The 18,137-nt window shown below is 67.6% G+C and carries 23 protein-coding genes; 10 read left to right on the forward strand and 13 right to left on the reverse strand.

What is annotated here, in order from left to right:
* Positions 1 to 13 precede the first annotated feature (13 nt).
* Complete coding sequence (locus tag ACFCV3_RS22420; RefSeq protein ID WP_376032708.1) at positions 14 to 880, forward strand: GNAT family N-acetyltransferase; 867 nt, start codon at positions 14 to 16, stop codon at positions 878 to 880.
* Here the strand turns inward: ACFCV3_RS22420 and ACFCV3_RS22425 are convergent.
* Both ACFCV3_RS22425 and ACFCV3_RS22430 read right to left on the reverse strand, forming a co-directional pair.
* A complete protein-coding gene (locus ACFCV3_RS22425; RefSeq protein WP_376032710.1) occupies positions 877 to 1,536 on the reverse strand; it encodes a hypothetical protein in 660 nt (219 codons plus the stop codon). The two genes, ACFCV3_RS22420 and ACFCV3_RS22425, sit on opposite strands and share 4 nt — an antisense overlap.
* Positions 1,537 to 1,550: 14 nt before the next feature.
* Positions 1,551 to 2,273, reverse strand: a complete 723-nt coding sequence (locus ACFCV3_RS22430; protein WP_376032712.1) for a hypothetical protein — start codon at positions 2,271 to 2,273, stop codon at positions 1,551 to 1,553.
* A gap of 70 nt (positions 2,274 to 2,343) precedes the next feature.
* Between ACFCV3_RS22430 and ACFCV3_RS22435 the strand changes: the two genes are divergently transcribed.
* Together ACFCV3_RS22435 and ACFCV3_RS22440 are read left to right on the forward strand one after the other, a co-directional pair.
* Positions 2,344 to 3,597, forward strand: coding sequence for a hypothetical protein (locus ACFCV3_RS22435; protein WP_376032714.1), 1,254 nt, complete (start codon positions 2,344 to 2,346; stop codon positions 3,595 to 3,597).
* A gap of 138 nt (positions 3,598 to 3,735) precedes the next feature.
* Positions 3,736 to 4,473, forward strand: a complete 738-nt coding sequence (locus ACFCV3_RS22440) for an inositol monophosphatase family protein (RefSeq protein ID WP_376032716.1) — start codon at positions 3,736 to 3,738, stop codon at positions 4,471 to 4,473.
* 65 nt (positions 4,474 to 4,538) lie between these two features.
* Here ACFCV3_RS22440 and ACFCV3_RS22445 read toward each other — a convergent pair whose 3' ends face one another.
* Positions 4,539 to 5,528: a helix-turn-helix transcriptional regulator gene (locus tag ACFCV3_RS22445; protein ID WP_376032718.1), complete on the reverse strand. Its 990-nt coding sequence runs from the start codon at positions 5,526 to 5,528 to the stop codon at positions 4,539 to 4,541.
* A 92-nt stretch (positions 5,529 to 5,620) separates the two neighbouring features.
* Here ACFCV3_RS22445 and ACFCV3_RS22450 point away from each other — a divergent pair, with 92 nt between their 5' ends.
* Complete coding sequence (locus ACFCV3_RS22450; RefSeq protein ID WP_376033327.1) at positions 5,621 to 6,016, forward strand: RidA family protein; 396 nt, start codon at positions 5,621 to 5,623, stop codon at positions 6,014 to 6,016.
* 3 nt (positions 6,017 to 6,019) lie between these two features.
* Here ACFCV3_RS22450 and ACFCV3_RS22455 read toward each other — a convergent pair whose 3' ends face one another.
* The 3 genes from ACFCV3_RS22455 to ACFCV3_RS22465 all read right to left on the reverse strand — a co-directional run bounded on the left by ACFCV3_RS22455 (position 6,020) and on the right by ACFCV3_RS22465 (position 9,427).
* Positions 6,020 to 6,670: a DUF6624 domain-containing protein gene (locus ACFCV3_RS22455; RefSeq protein ID WP_376032720.1), complete on the reverse strand. Its 651-nt coding sequence runs from the start codon at positions 6,668 to 6,670 to the stop codon at positions 6,020 to 6,022.
* 9 nt (positions 6,671 to 6,679) lie between these two features.
* Positions 6,680 to 8,662, reverse strand: coding sequence for an exo-alpha-sialidase (locus ACFCV3_RS22460; protein WP_376032722.1), 1,983 nt, complete (start codon positions 8,660 to 8,662; stop codon positions 6,680 to 6,682).
* Between the two features lie 69 nt (positions 8,663 to 8,731).
* Positions 8,732 to 9,427 (reverse strand): alpha/beta hydrolase, encoded by a 696-nt coding sequence (locus tag ACFCV3_RS22465; RefSeq protein ID WP_376032724.1) that lies wholly within the window; start codon positions 9,425 to 9,427, stop codon positions 8,732 to 8,734.
* A gap of 127 nt (positions 9,428 to 9,554) precedes the next feature.
* On the opposite strand from ACFCV3_RS22465, the gene ACFCV3_RS22470 reads away from it, so the two are divergent.
* Positions 9,555 to 10,496, forward strand: coding sequence for a phosphotransferase family protein (locus ACFCV3_RS22470; protein ID WP_376032726.1), 942 nt, complete (start codon positions 9,555 to 9,557; stop codon positions 10,494 to 10,496).
* Here ACFCV3_RS22470 and ACFCV3_RS22475 read toward each other — a convergent pair.
* Both ACFCV3_RS22475 and ACFCV3_RS22480 read right to left on the reverse strand, forming a co-directional pair.
* The gene (locus ACFCV3_RS22475) at positions 10,489 to 10,932 is read right to left on the reverse strand and encodes a VOC family protein (RefSeq protein WP_376032727.1); all 444 of its coding nucleotides are present in this window, start codon (positions 10,930 to 10,932) and stop codon (positions 10,489 to 10,491) included. The two genes, ACFCV3_RS22470 and ACFCV3_RS22475, sit on opposite strands and share 8 nt — an antisense overlap.
* 57 nt (positions 10,933 to 10,989) lie before the next feature.
* Positions 10,990 to 11,598: a TetR/AcrR family transcriptional regulator gene (locus tag ACFCV3_RS22480; protein WP_376032729.1), complete on the reverse strand. Its 609-nt coding sequence runs from the start codon at positions 11,596 to 11,598 to the stop codon at positions 10,990 to 10,992.
* 92 nt (positions 11,599 to 11,690) lie between these two features.
* Here ACFCV3_RS22480 and ACFCV3_RS22485 point away from each other — a divergent pair, with 92 nt between their 5' ends.
* Together ACFCV3_RS22485 and ACFCV3_RS22490 are read left to right on the forward strand one after the other, a co-directional pair.
* Positions 11,691 to 12,449 (forward strand): HD domain-containing protein, encoded by a 759-nt coding sequence (locus ACFCV3_RS22485; RefSeq protein WP_376032731.1) that lies wholly within the window; start codon positions 11,691 to 11,693, stop codon positions 12,447 to 12,449.
* Positions 12,446 to 12,808 carry a DUF4345 family protein gene (locus tag ACFCV3_RS22490; protein WP_376032733.1) on the forward strand — a complete coding sequence of 121 codons (363 nt, stop codon included), beginning with the start codon at positions 12,446 to 12,448 and terminating at the stop codon, positions 12,806 to 12,808. The genes ACFCV3_RS22485 and ACFCV3_RS22490 overlap by 4 nt, the downstream gene beginning before the upstream one ends.
* Here ACFCV3_RS22490 and ACFCV3_RS22495 read toward each other — a convergent pair.
* Both ACFCV3_RS22495 and ACFCV3_RS22500 read right to left on the reverse strand, forming a co-directional pair.
* Positions 12,791 to 13,390: a GNAT family N-acetyltransferase gene (locus ACFCV3_RS22495; protein ID WP_376032735.1), complete on the reverse strand. Its 600-nt coding sequence runs from the start codon at positions 13,388 to 13,390 to the stop codon at positions 12,791 to 12,793. The two genes, ACFCV3_RS22490 and ACFCV3_RS22495, sit on opposite strands and share 18 nt — an antisense overlap.
* A gap of 1 nt (position 13,391) precedes the next feature.
* Positions 13,392 to 13,934: a GNAT family N-acetyltransferase gene (locus ACFCV3_RS22500; RefSeq protein ID WP_376032737.1), complete on the reverse strand. Its 543-nt coding sequence runs from the start codon at positions 13,932 to 13,934 to the stop codon at positions 13,392 to 13,394.
* Between the two features lie 240 nt (positions 13,935 to 14,174).
* Between ACFCV3_RS22500 and ACFCV3_RS22505 the strand changes: the two genes are divergently transcribed.
* The gene (locus tag ACFCV3_RS22505) at positions 14,175 to 14,756 is read left to right on the forward strand and encodes a molybdopterin-dependent oxidoreductase (protein ID WP_376032739.1); all 582 of its coding nucleotides are present in this window, start codon (positions 14,175 to 14,177) and stop codon (positions 14,754 to 14,756) included.
* Positions 14,757 to 14,759: 3 nt separating this feature from the next.
* On the opposite strand, the gene ACFCV3_RS22510 is transcribed toward ACFCV3_RS22505, so the two are convergent.
* Both ACFCV3_RS22510 and ACFCV3_RS22515 read right to left on the reverse strand, forming a co-directional pair.
* Complete coding sequence (locus ACFCV3_RS22510) at positions 14,760 to 15,167, reverse strand: NUDIX domain-containing protein (protein ID WP_376032741.1); 408 nt, start codon at positions 15,165 to 15,167, stop codon at positions 14,760 to 14,762.
* A 41-nt stretch (positions 15,168 to 15,208) separates the two neighbouring features.
* On the reverse strand, positions 15,209 to 16,327 hold the full coding sequence (locus ACFCV3_RS22515; protein ID WP_376032743.1) for a phosphotransferase enzyme family protein: 1,119 nt from the start codon (positions 16,325 to 16,327) through the stop codon (positions 15,209 to 15,211).
* A gap of 264 nt (positions 16,328 to 16,591) precedes the next feature.
* Here ACFCV3_RS22515 and ACFCV3_RS22520 point away from each other — a divergent pair, with 264 nt between their 5' ends.
* Together ACFCV3_RS22520 and ACFCV3_RS22525 are read left to right on the forward strand one after the other, a co-directional pair.
* Positions 16,592 to 16,756 (forward strand): hypothetical protein, encoded by a 165-nt coding sequence (locus tag ACFCV3_RS22520; RefSeq protein ID WP_376032745.1) that lies wholly within the window; start codon positions 16,592 to 16,594, stop codon positions 16,754 to 16,756.
* 15 nt (positions 16,757 to 16,771) lie between these two features.
* Complete coding sequence (locus tag ACFCV3_RS22525) at positions 16,772 to 16,936, forward strand: hypothetical protein (protein WP_376032747.1); 165 nt, start codon at positions 16,772 to 16,774, stop codon at positions 16,934 to 16,936.
* Positions 16,937 to 16,959: 23 nt separating this feature from the next.
* On the opposite strand, the gene ACFCV3_RS22530 is transcribed toward ACFCV3_RS22525, so the two are convergent.
* Complete coding sequence (locus ACFCV3_RS22530) at positions 16,960 to 18,132, reverse strand: phosphotransferase family protein (RefSeq protein WP_376032748.1); 1,173 nt, start codon at positions 18,130 to 18,132, stop codon at positions 16,960 to 16,962.
* Positions 18,133 to 18,137: the final 5 nt, after the last annotated feature.

Consider the following 18,137-nt stretch of genomic DNA (forward strand, 5'->3'; position numbering starts at 1 on the left):
AAAGGAGATTGTGGTGCGGCGACGTGAGGTTGCGGAGACGGACGAAGTTCGCGTGATGCAGGAGCTCGTGCAGCGGACTTGGAGTCCGCGGTCGCGGCTGCACATTGGTGATGTGGCTTGGGAGCGGGCGGTGAACGGCGGCCGGCGTGGTGATACGTGGTGTACGGCGTTCTGGGAGGACGACGGGCAGGTGGTTGCGTGGGGCTGGGCGGAACCGGGTCATCTGTCGCTGGTGGTCGATCCGGAGTGGGCGGACCTCGCGGCCGACGTACTGGGGTGGTTTCAGGAACACGAGCCCGACGGTGCCGTCAGTGTGCTTGAGGCCGAGACGCATCTGGTGGCTGCGCTTGAGAAGGCCGGCTACCGTGCCGACGACGATGCCCCCTTCTTCACTCATCACCGCATCGCACTGAGCGACCTCGGTACGCCGGTGGTCCCGGACGGATTCACGCTGCGGCACGTGCAGCCCGACGAGGTACTGAAGCGGGCGGCGGTTCACCGGGCGGCGTGGTCCGATTGGGGGCCGTCGAAGGTGACCGACGAGGACCTGGCCGCTGTGATGTCCACCTGGCCGTACGAGCCCGAGCTCGACTGGATCGTCGAGGCCCCGAACGGTGAGTTCGTGGCGACCGCGTTGATCTGGCACGACAAGGTCCACGGCGTCGGCCTGGTCGAACCGGTCGGCTGCGCACCGGCGTACCGGCGTCGAGGCCTGGCTCAAGCGGTCAACCTCGCCGCCCTGCACGCCCTGCGCGACGCGGGCGCCACCCACGCGATGGTCTGCCCCCGCGGCGACGACGCCTACCCCAAGGCCCGTGCCCTCTACCAGTCGATCGGCTTCCGCCCGGGCGCCAGATCCAAGCTCTACGTACGCCGCTAGTCCGGGTAGCCGAGTTGGCGGGTCCACGGACCGCCGACGGCCTGGCGTACGGCGGATTGGCCGGGCTGGAGGTTCAGTACGTCGAGCAGGGTCTGGTCCTCGTCGATGGCGTGGCTGAGGTGGCCGAGTTTGCCGTCGGGACCGGCGTCCGACGTACCGATGAGTTGCCAGATGCCGTCGTCTTCGTCGTGGCCGACGAGGAGGATCGGCTCGCGCAGGTCGAAGACCTCGGCGGTCTGGATGCAGTTCGTCCGGAGGAGCCAGTGGCGTAACCACCAGGCGCGCCGGTCGGTGGCGAAGACGTAGTCGGCGACCCACCACATGAAGGGGAGGTCCTCGTGGGCCCGGGCTTGCTGAGCGGTCAGGTGCGGGCCGCCCTGGGGGACTTGCTCGAACGGTTCGTCGATCAGGCTGAAGGCGTACTCGTTGCCGTTGTCGAAGACGACCGCGTGGATGGTGGCGCCGCCGGGGTTGCCTGCGCCGATGCCGATCGAGATTCGGCCGACGTGCTGGTCGGTCCCGGTGGTCCAGCCGATGGCGTACGACGCGAGCTCGCCCTGCGGGCCGATGAACTCGCCGAACGCCCGGCGGTCGACGCCGCGCGCATCCGCGGTCGGTACCTCGGCAAACCGGCCCTCGATGACCTGAACATCCATGCGCGAACGCTAGCTCATCGATCGAGCGTCGAGCGGCCGAAATCCTTCAGCACGAAGGGTGGAATTCGGTCCACGATGCCGCTCAGGAGGGGAACCGTGCCGAGGGTGTGCGGGACGGTCCATGGCTTGGGCGTGTAGGCGACGAGGAGATTGCCGAGCAGGCGAAGGTCCTGCGGCGGGTGCGCCAGGAGCCACTCGATCATGCGGGGATGCAGCATGGCCGAGGTGTAGCGGGGGTCGAGGCTGGCTGCGAAGTACCGCTGGTTGAACGCGTCGCTCTCGGTGTCGCTCATCTGCAGGACTGGTTCGAGCGGCGGGAGCGAGGGCGGGGTGACTTGGTCGTGGCTGATGCGCAGCTCGGGGAGATCGACCGGGAGCTCGATGGCGACCAGGTTGTTCACAACGGTGGTCCCTGAATCCATGGTGACGAACTCGGCCATCTGGATCCGGCGGCCCTCGTACGAGCCGGCCAGCAGGCGACGCAGTGTGCCGTCGTCCTCGAAGCAGCGGGCTCCCGCGGCAGCGAGCCGCCCGTCGGTGTCTTCGGCAGGCAGCCAGCCGTAGCGTTCGGCGCCGGCTTGAAGGCGGGCGAGCCTGGCCGCGTCGCGATCCAGCCAGGGTGTGGCCAAGCGCGCGATCAACCAGCCGACAGCGAAAAGGATGCCGGCGACCAAGGCGACGCCCAGCTGCAGACCGACGAGCGCATCGAGCCAGGTCGGTACGTCGAGAGCGTGCACCTCGGCAACTTAGCCGACCGTATGGTCAAACCGGCCTACCCCCATTGTGTGTGGTGAATATCGTCGTGTGATGGAGATGCTTGCCTGCGGTCATGTCGCGAAGGAAGGTCCGTTCCGGACGTGCCTTCACCTGTGCGTCGAGGAGCCGGAGGACATCTCCCGGCTCTACACCGGTGTCGGTGGCGAGTACCACCTGCTCTGCGAGTCGTGCGGCAAACTCGACGATCCGTGGCCGCAGCTCGCTGTCGTCTGCCTGGGCTGCGCCGAGCGGGCCGACGACGAGAAGGTCACCCACGTCAGCGGGCAGCCCGAGGTCCGGCATCACGATCGCCCGCTCACCGGTACCTTCCACGAAGAGCCGACGTACCTGCGTCCGGTCAACGACCGCTGCCTCGCGCCATCGGGTGACGGCTGGCTGGTGTACACCGGCAAGTACCTCGTGCAGCTGGGCGGAGCGTCGTACCGGCTGAAGATGCGCAAGGACCGGGAAGACGACAACTCGTTCGGTACGCCGGGCCCCACCGTGCACGCGTCCTCGGACGGATGGTTCGCGGCGGTGGTCTGGGATCACGGCCGGTACGGCGAGGCCGTGAATCTCGCCGAAGGCCGGACGACCATGCAGCTCGATCGCGGTGACTACCGCAACTACACCACGCCGTTCCCGTTCGCGTTCCTTGCCGACGGCACCTTCGTGACAGCGACGAGCTGGAACCGCCTGGACCGCGTCAGCTCGGCCACCGGTGCGCTGCTGACGCCACGCAACACCGAGTGGCGCCAGGGCGACGAGCGGCCGGAGAACTACCTCGACTATTTCCACGGCCGCCTGACGGTGAGCCCGACCGGAGCCTGGATGGTGGACGACGGCTGGGTCTGGGCGCCGGTCGGTATCCCCATGCTCATCGACCTGGCTGCCTGGCAGAACGGCACCACCTACGCCGCCGAACAGGGGCGCAGCCTCACGTACCGCGACTATGTGTGGAACCAGCCGGTCGCCTGGGTGAGCGACACGGTGGTCGCCATCCAGCGGATCGGTGAGGACATCGACGCGATGGTCGACGGCGTTCAGCTGTACGACGCTCCGAGTCGCGAGTGCGTCGGCACGGTCTTCGGCCCGAAAGGGCAGATGTGGGCAGTCGACGGCCGGCTCGCCGTGGCGGCGGAAGGCGGCCTCGAGTTCTGGGATGTGGCCGAGGGCGCGCGCGTCGGCGTACTGCCCGGCTACCGGCCGACTGCCTACAACGCGCGCACCCGGACTTTTGCTGCGCTCGAGGATTGGGTGTTGCGGACGTATCGACTCACAGGAACTGAGGGTGTCGCGTTGTAGGGGTATGACGCGACGATCTCTGCTGGGACGGACTGCTGCTCATGCTTCGGATTATCTGGAGGGTCTCGGCGGTGAACTGGCAGACCAGCAGCGCGGACGTCGCGCGGGCGGTCGCGGCGGTTGCTAGCTTGTGCAGCGATGGATGATCTGGAGCTTGCCCTCGGTACGTCGGATCTGGCCGCGCAGCTCGCGCTTGCCCACTACGCGGCCGGCGTCGCGGTCTCGGTGAAGGCCGACGGTTCGCCGGTCACCGAGGCGGACCGGGCCGTCGAGCGGTTGCTGCGGGAGAAACTGTCGGAGGCGCGGCCGGGCGATGCGTTCTTCGGCGAGGAGCTCGGGGAGCTTGGTGAGTCCGATCGCGTCTGGATCCTCGACCCGATCGACGGCACGAACTTCTTCAGCCGCGGCGATCCGAACTGGCGGGTCCAGCTCGCGCTGGAGATCAAGGGGATCACCGAGCTCGCCGTTGTCACCGCGCCTGCGCTCGGGATCCGCTGGTGGGCAACTCGCGGCGGCGGCGCGTTCGAGTCACCTTGGCCGCGTGCTGAGCCCAGGCGGCTTGAGGTCAGTACGTCGGACGCCATAGTCGTGGGCCATGACCCTCGGCTCCCCATGGCTCGGCCGCCTGCGAGCCCGCTCCCGCTGGTCGAGCTCGTCCGCGGCGAGATCGGCGCGTTCCTGGTCGAGCGCTACTACAAGTGGGACCACGCGCCCTGGATTCTCATCGTCGAAGAAGCCGGCGGCCGTTTCACCAACCCGGTCGGCACGAACACCGGCGACCAAGGCGGCGGTCTCTACTCCAACGCCAACCTGCACCCCCAACTCCTGACCTTGCTCGGCTATCCGACGGCTGAAGGCGTACAGAAGAACGGGTAGAGGGTGCGGTTCGAGCGGCAGCGGAGGTCTCGGTCACGCCTGGGGATGCGGCGCTTGCACGCGTACTAACAGTCCTTCTGTACGGGGTGCGCGGCGTAGCGGGTGGCGAGGGTGGTGGCTCGGGTGTGCAGGGCGGCGCGGAGCCAGGGTGGGGAGAGGGCTTCGGCGTTGGTGGAGAGTTGCCAGAGCGCCCATTCGGCGTGCCGGCGGTCCTGGAAGGTGACTTCGAGTCGGAGCCAGCCGTCTTCGTCGGTGGACTCGGTAAGGATGGCCAGGGCGGTGCGGGCCAGGTCCTCGCGGCGGATGGGGTTCACGCGGGCGAGTACCGTGACCTGGTCGCCGCCGGTGCGGAACCGGGTGCTGCGTTCTTGCCAGGCTCGGTCCAAATCGACGCGGTCGGGTCGCTCGGCCGGTTCGGCGAGTTCTTCGGCGGCAAGGACGCGGTCGAGACGGTACGTGCGGTCTTCGCCTGATCGCGTGGCGAGGAGATAGCCCTGTTCGCGGACCGTCACGACGCCGATCGGATCCACCGTGCGCCACTTCGCGGGCTGGTCGGTTGCCGCGTAGTGGATGCGCAGCTTGTGCCCGGCCAGTACGGCGCGCAGGACCGCGGCGGTCGTGGTGTCGGGCGACTCTTCGGTGACGAGGCGGCGGGAGAGCAGGTCGGTTTCGGGGTCGATGAGTAGGCGTTGGGATGCACCGGCCGCGGTGTTGCGGTAGCTCTCGGGGAGGGCGTCGACCACCTTGAGCATGGCTGAGGCGAGGGCCGAGCCGAGGCCGAAGACCTGCGCCCCGCGCCGCGATCCGGCGACGACCAGGGCGAGCGCCTCGTCGTGGTTGAGTCCGGTGAGCTCGGTCTGGAAGCCGGGGAGCAGGGCGAATCCGCCGTGCCGCCCGCGTTCGGCGTACACGGGAACACCTGCGGCGGACAACGCCTCGATGTCGCGCAGCACGGTGCGCGTGGAGACCTCCAGCTCACGGGCCAGCGTGACGGCGGACAGCCGGCCGTGCTGGCGCAGGAGCAGAACCAGCGAGACCAACCGGTCGGCGCGCATACGAAAACCCTACCGGAATACACGACACAGGATGTCGTGATTCGCTGGGAGGCTGTCTCTACACCATCAATCGAGAGGAACTGAACGTGGCAGTGGAGCGAACGGCGGTCAACCCGTGGACCTGGTCGCAGCAGCTGGGATACCACCAGGGCGAGGTCGTCACCGGCAACACCCGGACCTTGTACTGCGCCGGCCAGACCGCAATGAACGCCGACGGCAAACCCGAGCACGACGGGGATATGGCGGGACAGCTGGAACTGAGCCTCACCAACCTGGAGGCGGTCCTCGCCGAGGCCGGGATGTCGCTCGCCAACGTGATCCGGCTGAACGTGTACACGACTGACGTCGACCTGCTGTTCCAGCACTACGGCGTACTGGCGTCGCGCCTCGGCGCCGCTCAGGTCGCACCGCCCACCACGATGCTCGGAGTGAGCCGGCTGGCGATCCCGGCCCTGATGGTCGAGCTCGAGGCGACCGCGGTGGCGTAGCGATCAGGCCGGCCACGGTTCCGGGCGGGTGCCGTCCGTGGCATCCGGGGGATTGCCGGCACGACGTCGGTCGAGATCCACGCTGACCGGGAGCAGACCGATCTGCTCCCGGTTGTCGTCGATCGTGCCGGCATCCAGCCCGGGCCGCAGTACCAGCTCGCCGTCTTCCAGAGCGAAGGCTGTCTGCAGTACGGCGAACTCCGGCGGCTGGTTCGTCCGCAACCGCTGGTTGTCGACCACGTGAGCCAGATGCCGCGGATGGGCCTCACCCATCCGAACTGCCTGCTGCAGCAACGGAACGCAACTCGCCTGGAAGGACAGGTTGGCCGGCGTACCGATAGTCGGTACCCCTGAACCGGCGTGCTGAAGGAGCAGCCAGAACGCATCCACCCCGTCCTCGCCGACCACCGATCTTCCGGGCCAGCCCCGCTCGGCCAGCACGCCCCGCAGCCACTCCACGTTGTCATGCACGACCGCGAGCACCCGCCGTACTGGCTCGGGTGCATCCTCCTGTGGCGTCCATTCCAGCAGGGAGTACGGCCAGGGCACTTCGCTGGCCACGTTCTTGCTGTAGCTGTCCGCGGCCGCCAGGAACGCGTCGACTGCCGCGCTGTCGGCCCGCATCCTGGCAAGTACTTCGGAACGCAAGTCCATGCCGCAAACCTAGGCCATGCGGCGGAAGCGGACCGCGTCCGCGATCACGAACCCATCGGCCGCGTCGGTGAGCTGGACGTACCCGGCGATGCCGGCCTTGAAGGTAAAGGTGCCAAGCGACTTCCATTCGCCGGTGCGCGCATCGTCCGGAATGGCCCGAACACGTTGGTTGACGGTGACCGTCGTCGTGCCGGTGGCGTGGTGGATCGCGTACTTGGCATTGCTGGCGCGGTTCGGATCGGCGGTGTAGGAGACCAGCACCTCGTACCGGCCCTCGCCCGGGATCGCGGGCCGGAATCGCGCGTAGTTGGTGCCGGTGCCTTTGGGATGGGTGAGGTAGTTGAAGCCGTAGTAGCCCGGAATGCCGCGGGCGCTGTTCCAGGTGCCGACCACCTCGAAGCCGAGTCCGTCGTTGTCCACGGTGACTTCTTCGCGGATATCGGGCTTCGCCGGCGCGGTCACGAGAGTCAGCTGCTCGAGGAAGATGCTGTTGCCACCACCTCGGCCCACCCCGGCGAGGGTGACGCGGAGCGTGTGCCGCCCAGCCGTGAGCTGACGGGTGTCCACCAGTACGACGTCATGCCCGTCGCCCCGGAACGAGGTCAGGTCGATGGCCGAGTTGCGCGGCGTTTGACCGTCGACAGCGAAGGTGACCAGCGCTCCGTCGGGGGTGCGGTAGTAGCGGACCCAGAGCTCGTACTGGCCGTCGCGGTTGACTATGAACGGGTACTCGATCGAACCAGTCTGCGGCGGGCCGAGCGGGAAGGTCTGAACGCTGATCCCAGGCCCGGTCGCCAACGAGTCGCGGCCTTGGGTCAGCCACTCCAGGTTGAAGGTGGCCACAGCCACGCTGCGCGGGAACCCGTCCAGATCGCCGTCCCGTCCGTACAGCAGGACGATCGTGCCATCGGACAGGCGGCCCAGATCCGAGTAGTAGCTGCGGCCGGGATTGACCACGCGGCTGTAGCGGAACGAGTCGCCCTCGTCGTAGCTGACCGACACCGTCATGTTCCGGCGCATCGGAGCGTCCGGCCGGCTGAAGAGGGTCCGGCCCTCGGTGTAGCGGATGAAGCCTGTGTCGACGCCGTTGAACAGTCCGGCACCGAAGTCGAGCGCAGGTCGCGACCAACTCAGTCCGTTGTCAGTGCTGACCGCCACACCCCGGGGCCAGTCGTTACCGGAACCAGGCCGGCTGTTGAGGATCACGCTGCCATCAGCACGCTGAACCAGCCGGGCCTCGCCGAACCCAGGCAGCCCGGGTCCCATCGGCACTTCGCCACCCGAGCGCCAGGTCCGGCCGTGATCGTCGCTGTAGATCGTCGAGACACCGTAGTGGCGGTCGGCAGCCGGTATGCCGGTAATGATCGTGCGGTGGCCGACCGTCAGCAGGAGCCGGCCGGAGGCGAGCTGGATGCCGTGCCCCGGGCCCGGTCCATGCATGGCCCAGTTGTGCGGGAAATGAGCGAACAGCGATGTCAGGTCGCGTCGATCGACCCAGGTCACACCGCCGTCGGTACTGGAGATGACATGGAGGGTGCTTGAGTCCGAGGAGCAACTCGTGTTCTCGGGAAGTCGCACGCAGAGGTTGTGAAACAGGAAGACCTCACCTGTGCCCTCGTCGACGACAAAGGCCGGGTTGGACCAGCTCTGTCCGTTGACCGACGGCACGACCGCATGCGACGGCGTCCAGGTCCGGCCCTTGTCGGTACTGCGCCGGATGAGCAGATCGTGCGGGCCGGCGTCGCACACCTCGTGCCGGCCTTCGGTACACGCGATGATCGTGTCGTCCGGCAGTACCACGAGGCCGTGCACGTGGTAGTTGGCCAGCGGGTCAACGGTGTTGTCCCACAGGATCGTCTCGAAGAAGGACGGCGCCGCGACCTCGGCTTGCGTGGCGGCTCGGGCAGGTCCTGCGGCCACGGGCAGCGCAGTGGTGATGGCGCTGGCGGCGAGTCCGGCGGTGAATGCGCGACGGCTGACGGGCGGGGTCATGCGTCTGCTCCTCAGGGCGGGGGATTCGCCTGCGACGCTACCGACCGAATCTGTCCTGGAGCGGGTTCCTCAGCGGCCAGATCTGGACTCTGGCAGGAACCTGAACCCGTTGAGCATCGCTGCAAGTTCGGCGGGCCGGCTGAGGGCCGGGGCATGGCCGCTGGTGATCTCGTCGGGAGTGATGCCAAGGCGCTCCCGCACGAACTGCCGCTGAAACTCGGCGGGGAACAGGCGGTCCTCGGTGCAGAGGATGTAGCGCGTCGGCACCGCCGGGTGGGCGTCGAGGGGCCACGGCTCGTAGTACGCGGTGTTGGAGGGTGGGCTCGGTTCCTTGTCCGGCACCTGGTCGGCGAGATGCTTCGGTACGTCGTGGAAGTAGTCCCCGGAACCGGTCAGTCCGCCGTCCCTGGCCGCCTGGATCCGGACCGCCTCCGAGAATCCGGTGTTGGTCCACCAGTCGTCCGGAGATTCACCAGGTTGAGGGACCATCGCGGTGACATAGACGAGCCCGGCGGTGGGGATCCGCTCGGCGACCAGGGGCGCGGTGAATCCGCCGAACGAATGGGCAACCACGATCAGCTCTTCCGGCGTACCGACCAGGTCGATGACGGCGTCGGCGTAGCTGGACAAGGTTTCGCTCTCGTCACCGTTCCACAAGGTCGGCGCGAAGGTCGTGTGTCCGAGAGCCTGGAGCTCGGCCTCGACCAGGTGCCAGAACCATCCGCCACCGACACCGGCCCCGTGAATCAACGCGAAGGTACTCATTCCTCGACGCTAACCGGGGAGAGCTATCACGTATAACGATCCTTCCCGATCAACACGATCGCCCCAGCCAATCGCCCTCCCCGGAAACTCCGGTGCATCCATGAACTGCGAGCCGTAGATTCGTCGGGTGACCGCAGACGTGCCGCCCGGCCTTTCGCAGCTCGGCGCCCAGATCGGACCGATGGTCCGCATCCACGGCGGGTTCGCCAACAAGCTGTACCGGCTCGACACCGACCAGGGGTCGTTCGCGGTGAAGGAGCTCAACCTCGTCGACAACCGCTGGACCTACCCCGTTGACGACGTCTTCAGGTTCGAGCAGGCGGCCTTCGCAGCCGGCATTCCGATGCCGGAGCCGATCTCGGTCAGCGACGACACGCTCGTCCATCGGTGGGTCGAGGGCGAGAAGGTGCCCGAGGAGCCGGTGCCGGCGTCGTACGCGTTCGAGATCGGCGAGATCCTCGCGCGCATCCACGCGCTCGACGTCGAGTGGACCCACGAGCCGATCGACGAGCCAACGCCGTACGACTGGCCTGAGCTCGCCGCACGCGCAGCGGCGACCGGACAGCCGTGGGCCGGCGAACTCGCCTCGTACGTCGACACGTTCCTCGCGATCGCCCACTTCGTCGAGACGTGCGAGCGGCCGGGCCCCGTCGTACTGACCCACCGGGACATCCAGCCGTGGAACTTGCTCGCTCGAGACGGCCGGCCGGTCGTGCTCGACTGGGAACTCTCAGGCATGCTCGACCTGTCCAGCGAGCTTGGCTCGACCGCACTGAGTCTCGCGAAGGGACCTGGCTTCGACGACATCCAGCCGGCCATCTTCCGTGCTGTCCTCGACGGGTACGTCGCTGGGGGCGGAACGTTGCCCCCGCCGGGTCCAAGCTGGTTCGTGTTCATGGTTGGTGGCTGGCTGGGGTTCACGCGGTGGAACATCCTCCGGTGCCTCGCTGGTGGCGCGGGCAGCACCGGCCCTGACCTCGCGCTGTCGCACGAGTCAGTCCGCAACGGCCTGCGCGGCCTCCCCGACCTGTTCCGCCGGCTGCCGGACCTCGAGGGGCTCGTCAGTTGATGTCGAACTCGTTCCCTTCCGGATCCGTCATCGCGACGGCGTAGTGATCCAGGCCCTCTTCCGAGATCGCGCGCAACCGCGTCGCGCCGAGGGCCACGAGCCGGGCTGACTCAGCCTCGATGCGCTCACGCCGTACATCGAGGGGGAACCCACGGCCGCCGCTGGCATCCACATCGATGTGGATGCGGTTCTTGATCGACTTCTGCTCCGAAACGATCTGGAACCAGATCCGCGGGCCCTCGCCGTTCGGATCCACGATGCTGTCGACGCCCCCGCCCAGCTCGTCCTCGGGCACACCGATCGACCGATAGAAGTCGTCCCACGACTCGAAGCCGGCAGGCGGCGGCGCGGTTACGTAATGCAACGCCGCTGCCCAGAACTGCGTCAGCACTTCGGGGGACCTGCAGTCGATCACCAGTTGATACGACACCGCCATCCGAAACCTCCAAGAGTTTCCGATCAGCCTGCCAGGCCCCACCGACAAACCGTGGTGTCAGTCGATCAGGAGGCCGTGGGCGACGAGATCGGTTGCGACTCGGAGCAGTTGAGCCAGCTCGTCGGTGGTTCGGGAGAGGCCGTCGGAACGCCAGCCCAGACTGATGATGCCGTTCCATGCCGCCCAGAGGACCGTCGCGGTGGCCTCGGCGTCGACCTCGCGGAGCACGCCGGTGTCGATACCGAGCTTGATCGCCTCGACCATGCGCGCGTTCTGCTCGTTCACCGAGGCCGCCAGCCGATCGGCCAGCTCGCGGCCGGCCGGATAGCTGCCCGGATCCGCCGGGAAGGCCAGCATGCGGAAGAACTCGGGATTGGCGACATAGAAGGCGAGGTACTCCGCAGCGGCCGCGTAGAGCTGATCGACCGGGGAGCGGCCGGGGACGTAGGCGAGGTCCATGAAGTACCGGTCGGTGTCGAGGGCTCGCTCGACCAGAGCAGCGTGCAGACCGGCCTTGGAACCGAAGTGGTTGTAGACCGAGCCGACCGCGACACCGGCGTCGGTGGCGATCTCCTCCAGCGTCACCTCGGCGAACGACCGCTTGCAGAACAGCTGCTCAGCTGCGCGCAACAACGACTCGACCGTGCGTTCTGCCCTGGGGTCCATTCCCGCGCCCTTTCTGAGAACGATTGCAAGAAGTCCGTCTGGCCGTTACCTTAGCGGGACTTCTTGCAATCGTTGCAAGAGAGGAGGCCGGGATGGCTGCGGTCGGATCGCCCGCTTGGGTTGCCCGAAGCAACGGATCCCTGAGCCCCCTCGACCAGGTGCGCTTCGCCGTGACCGCCGCAGCGCGCGAGGTCGCCGTACTGGCTGCACGTCTACGCGCCCCATCGGCCCGCGTCCTGGACGTCGACCGCCTGCCGCCGGACACTCCGCTGGCGACCAAAATGGCGCGGAGCGCGGCAGCGGTGCTCCCCGGTCCGCTGCTCCAGCACAGCATCCGCACCTGGCTGTGGGGATCGATGCTGGCCGAGCTCGACGGCATCAAGTACGACGAGGAGCTGCTCTATGTGGCGGCGATGCTGCACGACATCGGCCTGAGCGACGCTCATCGCGGGGGAGGCGATGTGGCCTGCTTCGCCGTACACGGCGCAACCGAAGCGCGGTCACTCGCGCTCGCTGCCGGTGCGGATCAGGTGTTCGCCCGCGAGGTCTTCGAGGCAATCGCAGCTCACTTCAACATGTCGGTGCCTTTGTCCTGGGGCGCCGAATCACACCTGCTGAACGCCGGCGCGTACTTCGACGTGGTGGGCCGACGCCTCGGCGAAATCGCGCCGGCGACGGTGATCGACGTACTACGCCGAGCACCGCGAACCGGCTTCGACGACTGCATCATCGCCGCAATGCGCGAGGAGCGGCGGCTACATCCCCGGTCCCGCGCGGCCCTGCTGCATCGCCTTGGGATGGAGCGCTCGATCCGCAGGGCCGGCTTCCCATTGATGGACGGCCGCGGATGAGCGTTGCCGTCGTCCTCGTCGCGATCTTCTTCGCCGGCATGGGCGTTGCCGCGCTGGTGAAGCCCGCGTTGATCTGGGCACCCTTCGGCGTGGCACCCACGACACCCGCGGCCCGCAATGAGGTGCGCGCGGTCTACGGCGGCTTCGGACTGGCCATCGCAGCCCTGCTCGTCGCCGCCGAATCGGCAACCACCGGCTTCCGCGACGGTGTCCTGGTCTCGGTGGCCGTCGCCCTCGGCGGCATGGCCGCTGGAAGACTCCTCGGCGCCCTCGCCGACCCGAAACCGCTCCTCCGCTGGCCCGGCTTCTTCTTCCTGGTCGAAGCCGCCCTCGCCGTACTCCTACTCACCGCCCGATAGGGCTTGGTCGAAGTGCAGGCGCATGACAGACCTGGCACCGGAGTCGCGGATGGGGACGAAGCCGCAGGACTCGTAGGAGGCGCGGCGGCCCATCCAGCTGTCGTTCTCCTCGGCTCGGCGGTTGTTGAGGGTGTGGGGTGCGTGATTCATCTTCGGGAAGGCGTCGAGTGCGGTGGCGCCGGATGCTCGGGCGTGGGCGATCGCTGCGTCCAGCAGGGCGCTGGCGACACCGGTGCCACGGAGGTCGCGGTCGACGTAGAAGCAGGTGACGGCGAAGACACCCTCGTCCTCAGGTTCAGGTCCATACTTTCGGGACTGCTCGAGCCTGACGTGGTCCTCGCGCGGTGCCACGGCGACCCAGCCGACCGGGCGACCATCGACGTACGCGATGAGCCCGGGGGAGTGGGGACCGTCAACCGCCGCCTTGAGCCCTGCCTTGCGGGCGGTGCGGGCCTCGTGCTGTTCACGCCATGCCATGCACCAGCAATGACCAGGAATCGGTACGCCGCCTCGCGGTCCCTTGCGTTCGAACAGCTGCACGAGATCGCACCAGCGCTCCGGGCTGACCACCTGGATGTCCACCTCAGTGTTGCCATTCCCGCCGGAGCAGGCCGTAGACCCACGAGTCGGAGACTTCGCCGTTCACGATGCAGTCCTCTCGCAACGTCCCTTCGCGGATGAAGCCGAGCTTCTCCAGGACCCGACCGGACGCCGCGTTGCGCGTGTCGGCCTCGGCCTGGACGCGGTTCAGATCCATCGCGTCGAACGCCCACCCCAGCAGCGCACGCGCGGCCTCGGTCCCGTACCCGTGCCCCCATGCAGCCTCGTTGTAGCAGTATCCCAGGGCTGCGCTGCGGAACTCCGGATTCCATCCGGTGACGCTGCACCAGCCGATGAAGGTGCCGTCGGACTCCACAGCGAGCCGCGCCCCGGTACCTTCCTCAGCCATCTGCCGGCACGCCGCGATGAACCGCTCAGCACGCGCCGGTTCGCTCCACGCCGGTGAGTCCCAATAACGCAGTACGACGGCATCGCTGTGCAGCGCGAACAGTCCGCCCGCGTCCGTGTCCTCGAACGGCCGCAGCCGCAGACGATCAGTGGTCAACGTCGGAGTCGGCAATGACATGTCCGCCATCGAAACACCAGACCGCCACCCTGGCAACGGCGTTTCTGCACCACCGTGTGACACAGCCCTCTCCCTGCAGGAAGGAACTCACTCTCACGGGGGATCTCGTGGTCGGCGGGGGAGCGAGACACTCGGATGGTGAAGGGTAACGGTCTTCCACCAGGACAGCGTCGGGTCGAGGGATTCCCCCGGTTCGGCACCCACCTCTCGCGGCCCGCCCCGGCCGTTCCACCCGCTCCGGTGATCGCCATCCGCGGAGCGGTAACCGCTGAGATCGACATTCCTCTGGAGCGGCTCTCGGACTTGCCGCGCAAGGAACTCACGGCCGACTTCCACTGCGTGGCGGGCTGGTCAGCCACCGGGCTGCACTGGGAGGGCGTCCCGTTCGAGACGTTCTACCGCGCACTCATCGAACCCGTACTGTTGCCGGGGGCATCAATCACCCACCTCACCTGCCGCGGCCTCGACGGCTGGCGAGCAGCGGTGACCATCGAGGACATCCTGGGCGACGACGTACTGATCGCGCAAAATCTCAACGGCAAGCCTCTCGACAGCGATCACGGCGCACCGGTCCGCCTGGTCAGCCCTCGCCAGTACGGCTACATCAACATCAAACACCTCTGCCGCATCGACGTCCTGACGACCGCACCGGCAGCCACCGACGGCCCGCTGCTCAGGAGTCATCCCAGAGGCCGAGTCTGGGAAGAGGAGCGCCACGGCCTACTCCCCGGGCGAGTAGTGCGCCCGATCTACCGGAGCCTGATCGGGCCGATCAGATTCCTCAGCTCTCGCGGCACCCGAGACGCCCTGAGGCGTTCATAGCGGCTAGCCGGTTGCTGCCTGGACGGCGCTCAGGATGCTCGACAGGCTCTCCGGGTGGGCCATCTTCAAGTCCGCGAGATCACCAGGCCGGAACCAGCACAGATCGTCGTGCTCCTCGGGTGCGGCGTTGACAGGTTCGCCGTCCCAGCGTGTGACGAGGAATGCGTGTACGTCGAGGGTCGGGTCGCTGACCGTCATCGGGATGGGTAACGGGTCGTGGACGTGGACACCGAGTTCTTCGACGCACTCCCGACCGACGGCCTGATGAGGCAACTCACCCAACTCGACATGTCCGCCGGCCGAGAAGCTCCAGCAGTCGGGATACCACCGACGCGACGGGTGCCGATGCACCAGGAGCACAAGACCGTCACGCACAAGCAGAGCAACCGCGATCGGAATCCTGGCAACCATGGCGGCACTCTAGGCGCGGGCGCCTCGCCGAACTGTGGGGGTCAGGCTTGCAGGGACTCGATTGCTCGGGTGGCTATTCGTTGGGCGTGGTCGGGGTTTGTGGCCCAGCCGATCCAGCCTTCGTTCATGGGCGGGGTTGAACCGTTGCGGGCTGACTGCCGGTAGTCGAGGCACCCCAGCCATAGTGGGCGCATGGCCAGTACGCCGGGGAGTCGGTCGAGCTCTTCGTTGGTGAGCTGGATGTGTTCGCGGTATGCGCGGGCGACTGCGTCGATGCCGTCATCGTTGCCCTCGCCTGCGGTTGTCAGCAGCCAGGCGAGGGCGGATAGGCGGGGGCCGCGGCCGGATCCTGCCCAGCCGACGATGGAGAGGTTGCCCGGCGTGCCGACGGCTGCCCAGGCGTGGTAGTTGCTGTGGGTGAACGCCTCGGGCAGGCCTTCCGCGTCGTCGGTGTGCTCGACCTTGTCGCGGAGCAACTCGAACAGCTCGCGACCCTCGGGAGCGACGGCGTCCTCGACGCTCACCAGAAAGCTCATCGCCGCCGCCAGATCCTGCTTCGGTCGTCCCGCGAAGAAGGCGCCGTCGTGCTCCTCCGCCCCTCCGTCCCGCGCGACCGCACCGCCGGCCGCGGGCAGGCTATGCAGCCGGCCGAGCAGGCTTGCCAGCTCGTGGAGCACCGCTGGCGACTGGGCCGGGCGACCGCCCTCGACGTACTGGGTCACGATCACGCCGCTTCCCTCGAACACCGACACGGGACTCTCGTGCGCGGGCCGTTCGGCAGGGAAGTCGTGCAAGGCCAGGAACTGCAGGATCTCCGCATCGCCCTCGACGCGGCCGACCGTGTCCGCTGCCGACGAGAAGACCCGAGCGATCCAGGGCGGGCCGTCCGCTCGCTTGACGACCAGCGTCCAGGGGTAGTGACCGATCCAGGAGCCGATCGGCCGCGTCTCCGGGTCGTCGTCGATGGGTGCGATCGACGTGATGCTGATGCCGTAGCGCGTCTCGAGGTGCGCTCTCAGCTCCGCGAAGTCGACGGGGCGAGTGCGCGCAAAGGGCGACGTACGGCCCTTCTCCAACGCGGCGCGGGCCTCGGTGTACCGCAATCCGGTCGCTTCTGCCCGCTGGCGCACTGCGCGCTTGAAACTGCCCTCTTTGGTCATGACAAGCCTCCTCGATATGCCCGATTCCCCCAGCGAAGCGGCACTCGAAACAGGCCTGGACGACAACAGCCTTGAGGGCAGAATCCCCTTCGCCTTCTCGAGATCCCGGCTGGGGCAGGTCCTCAGGAGGCTCGGCGTCGGCAACGCCGTGCCCCGATCCTTGCCGAGCCCAGGCACCCCTGTCAACGGCAACACAGGCACACGAGTTCGATCTACCGGGGGAGTACTGTGCTGATTCGAAAGGGTCAACGAAGGGGCTCGGGCATGGCTGTGCAGGCGATCGACCTTCAGGTGGACGACGTATCGGCGGCGACGCAGATGCTGTCCGCGGCCTACGGGTGGCGCGTCCTTTCGGACGACCCGAACTTCGGCGAGCTGGACACCGGAGGCCTCCGCGTGATGCTTTCCCGCGACGCCATGGTCCCGTAGGGCAAGCTGGACGGCGTGATCCTTCACCAGTACGTCGACGACGTCGAGACGGCCGTGAGTCGCGCAGTCGATGCAGGCGCAGAACTGCTCGCCGGCCCACTACGGACCGACTGGGGCACCGAAGCCGCCTACCTCCGTGGCCCCGGCCAGCTCATCGTCGACCTATGCCGCGACGCCTGATCAGCCAGCGCAGACCCGGCTCGCTAGTCGTGGTCCGCGAAGGCGGGAAACAGGCTTGGTGGGGGATTGGTGGCGTCGGTCCAGCGTTCGGTCATGGCGTCGGCCAGTTCGCGGAACCAGCGCGCCAAGTCCGGCAGGCTGCCGGCGCGATCGGTCAGTCGGCTGAATACCCCGATCTGCTGGACGAGCTGGGCACGACGGCGCCAGCTGTCCTGGGGATTCTGGTCGGTTCGGGCGATGACCGGTAGGCGAGTCACCCTACTGGCGAGTGCTGCTGCCGCACCGACTGCGAGCATCTCGTCGTAACCCTGCAACGCGTCTGCACCGAGCGTCTTGCGGTAGGCGTGGTCGGCGGCTTGGGTGATCGGTTCTGGTAGTACGGACCAGTTCGCGCTGTGGTGTGGGAAGGGGTAGTGCAGGAACGAGGCGTCGAAACCCATGTGCCCGAAACCAGAGCCTTCGAAGTCGATCAGCCGGATGCCTCGGTCAGTGACCAGGGCGTTCGTCGGGTTGAGGTCGTTGTGCACGAGGGCGGCGTACTGGCCTGGTGCCTCCAGCTGTGAGCGGACGAAGTCGATGTCATCCCGTGCGATGCTGGCGTCTGGGAATCCCAGCTCTGCGCAGGCCTGTTCGACGACATGCCATCGGCGGACGCCTCCTGTTCCTGCTCCTGCGCCGGACGTGACATCCGCGGAGCCGAACGCTGCCAGCGCCGCCTCGTGCTCGCTGCGACTGCCCAGCGTGTTGGCGTGGAGTCGTCCTATGGTTTGCGCGAAGCCCACCATTGCGGCGGTTGCCAGCTCGGGGTCGGTGCCGAGCAGCACTGTCTCCAGAGTTGGCCACGGGCCGAGGTCTGACTGGACGACGATGCCGGCCTGGTCGTCGGTCAGGATCACGCGTGCGGCCACGTTGCTGACGAGCGCGGTGCGCAGCCCGGCGGCCTCTCGCCGCAGGTAGGCCGGTCCGCCGTGCCCTTCGCCGTCGACTCGCCTGGTTTTGACGATGACTGTCCGTCGTGGGCCTTCAGCTGGATCGGTGCCCAGACCGGTCAATTCACGGTCGAACACCAGCCGAGTGACAGGTGCCCAGTCGTGACCGACCTGCTGCGCATCGACGACGACCGGTCGCCGCCCACAGATGGAGGTCAGCCCGTCCAGTACGGCGTTCTGTCGCTCGATCGTCAACGGGTACTGCATGCCGG

Source organism: Kribbella sp. NPDC056345, from assembly GCF_042262745.1.
GTDB lineage: Bacteria > Actinomycetota > Actinomycetes > Propionibacteriales > Kribbellaceae > Kribbella.

Coding starts and splice junctions, on each gene's coding strand:
- ACFCV3_RS22425 (WP_376032710.1), bottom strand. CDS start 1,536: ATGGATGTTCAGGTCATCGAGGGCCGGTTTGCCGAGGTACCGACCGCG.
- ACFCV3_RS22435 (WP_376032714.1), top strand. CDS start 2,344: ATGGAGATGCTTGCCTGCGGTCATGTCGCGAAGGAAGGTCCGTTCCGG.
- ACFCV3_RS22440 (WP_376032716.1), top strand. CDS start 3,736: ATGGATGATCTGGAGCTTGCCCTCGGTACGTCGGATCTGGCCGCGCAG.
- ACFCV3_RS22445 (WP_376032718.1), bottom strand. CDS start 5,528: ATGCGCGCCGACCGGTTGGTCTCGCTGGTTCTGCTCCTGCGCCAGCAC.
- ACFCV3_RS22455 (WP_376032720.1), bottom strand. CDS start 6,670: ATGGACTTGCGTTCCGAAGTACTTGCCAGGATGCGGGCCGACAGCGCG.
- ACFCV3_RS22460 (WP_376032722.1), bottom strand. CDS start 8,662: ATGACCCCGCCCGTCAGCCGTCGCGCATTCACCGCCGGACTCGCCGCC.
- ACFCV3_RS22465 (WP_376032724.1), bottom strand. CDS start 9,427: ATGAGTACCTTCGCGTTGATTCACGGGGCCGGTGTCGGTGGCGGATGG.
- ACFCV3_RS22475 (WP_376032727.1), bottom strand. CDS start 10,932: ATGGCGGTGTCGTATCAACTGGTGATCGACTGCAGGTCCCCCGAAGTG.
- ACFCV3_RS22480 (WP_376032729.1), bottom strand. CDS start 11,598: ATGGACCCCAGGGCAGAACGCACGGTCGAGTCGTTGTTGCGCGCAGCT.
- ACFCV3_RS22485 (WP_376032731.1), top strand. CDS start 11,691: ATGGCTGCGGTCGGATCGCCCGCTTGGGTTGCCCGAAGCAACGGATCC.
- ACFCV3_RS22490 (WP_376032733.1), top strand. CDS start 12,446: ATGAGCGTTGCCGTCGTCCTCGTCGCGATCTTCTTCGCCGGCATGGGC.
- ACFCV3_RS22500 (WP_376032737.1), bottom strand. CDS start 13,934: ATGTCATTGCCGACTCCGACGTTGACCACTGATCGTCTGCGGCTGCGG.
- ACFCV3_RS22510 (WP_376032741.1), bottom strand. CDS start 15,167: ATGGTTGCCAGGATTCCGATCGCGGTTGCTCTGCTTGTGCGTGACGGT.
- ACFCV3_RS22515 (WP_376032743.1), bottom strand. CDS start 16,327: ATGACCAAAGAGGGCAGTTTCAAGCGCGCAGTGCGCCAGCGGGCAGAA.
- ACFCV3_RS22520 (WP_376032745.1), top strand. CDS start 16,592: ATGGCTGTGCAGGCGATCGACCTTCAGGTGGACGACGTATCGGCGGCG.
- ACFCV3_RS22530 (WP_376032748.1), bottom strand. CDS start 18,132: ATGCAGTACCCGTTGACGATCGAGCGACAGAACGCCGTACTGGACGGG.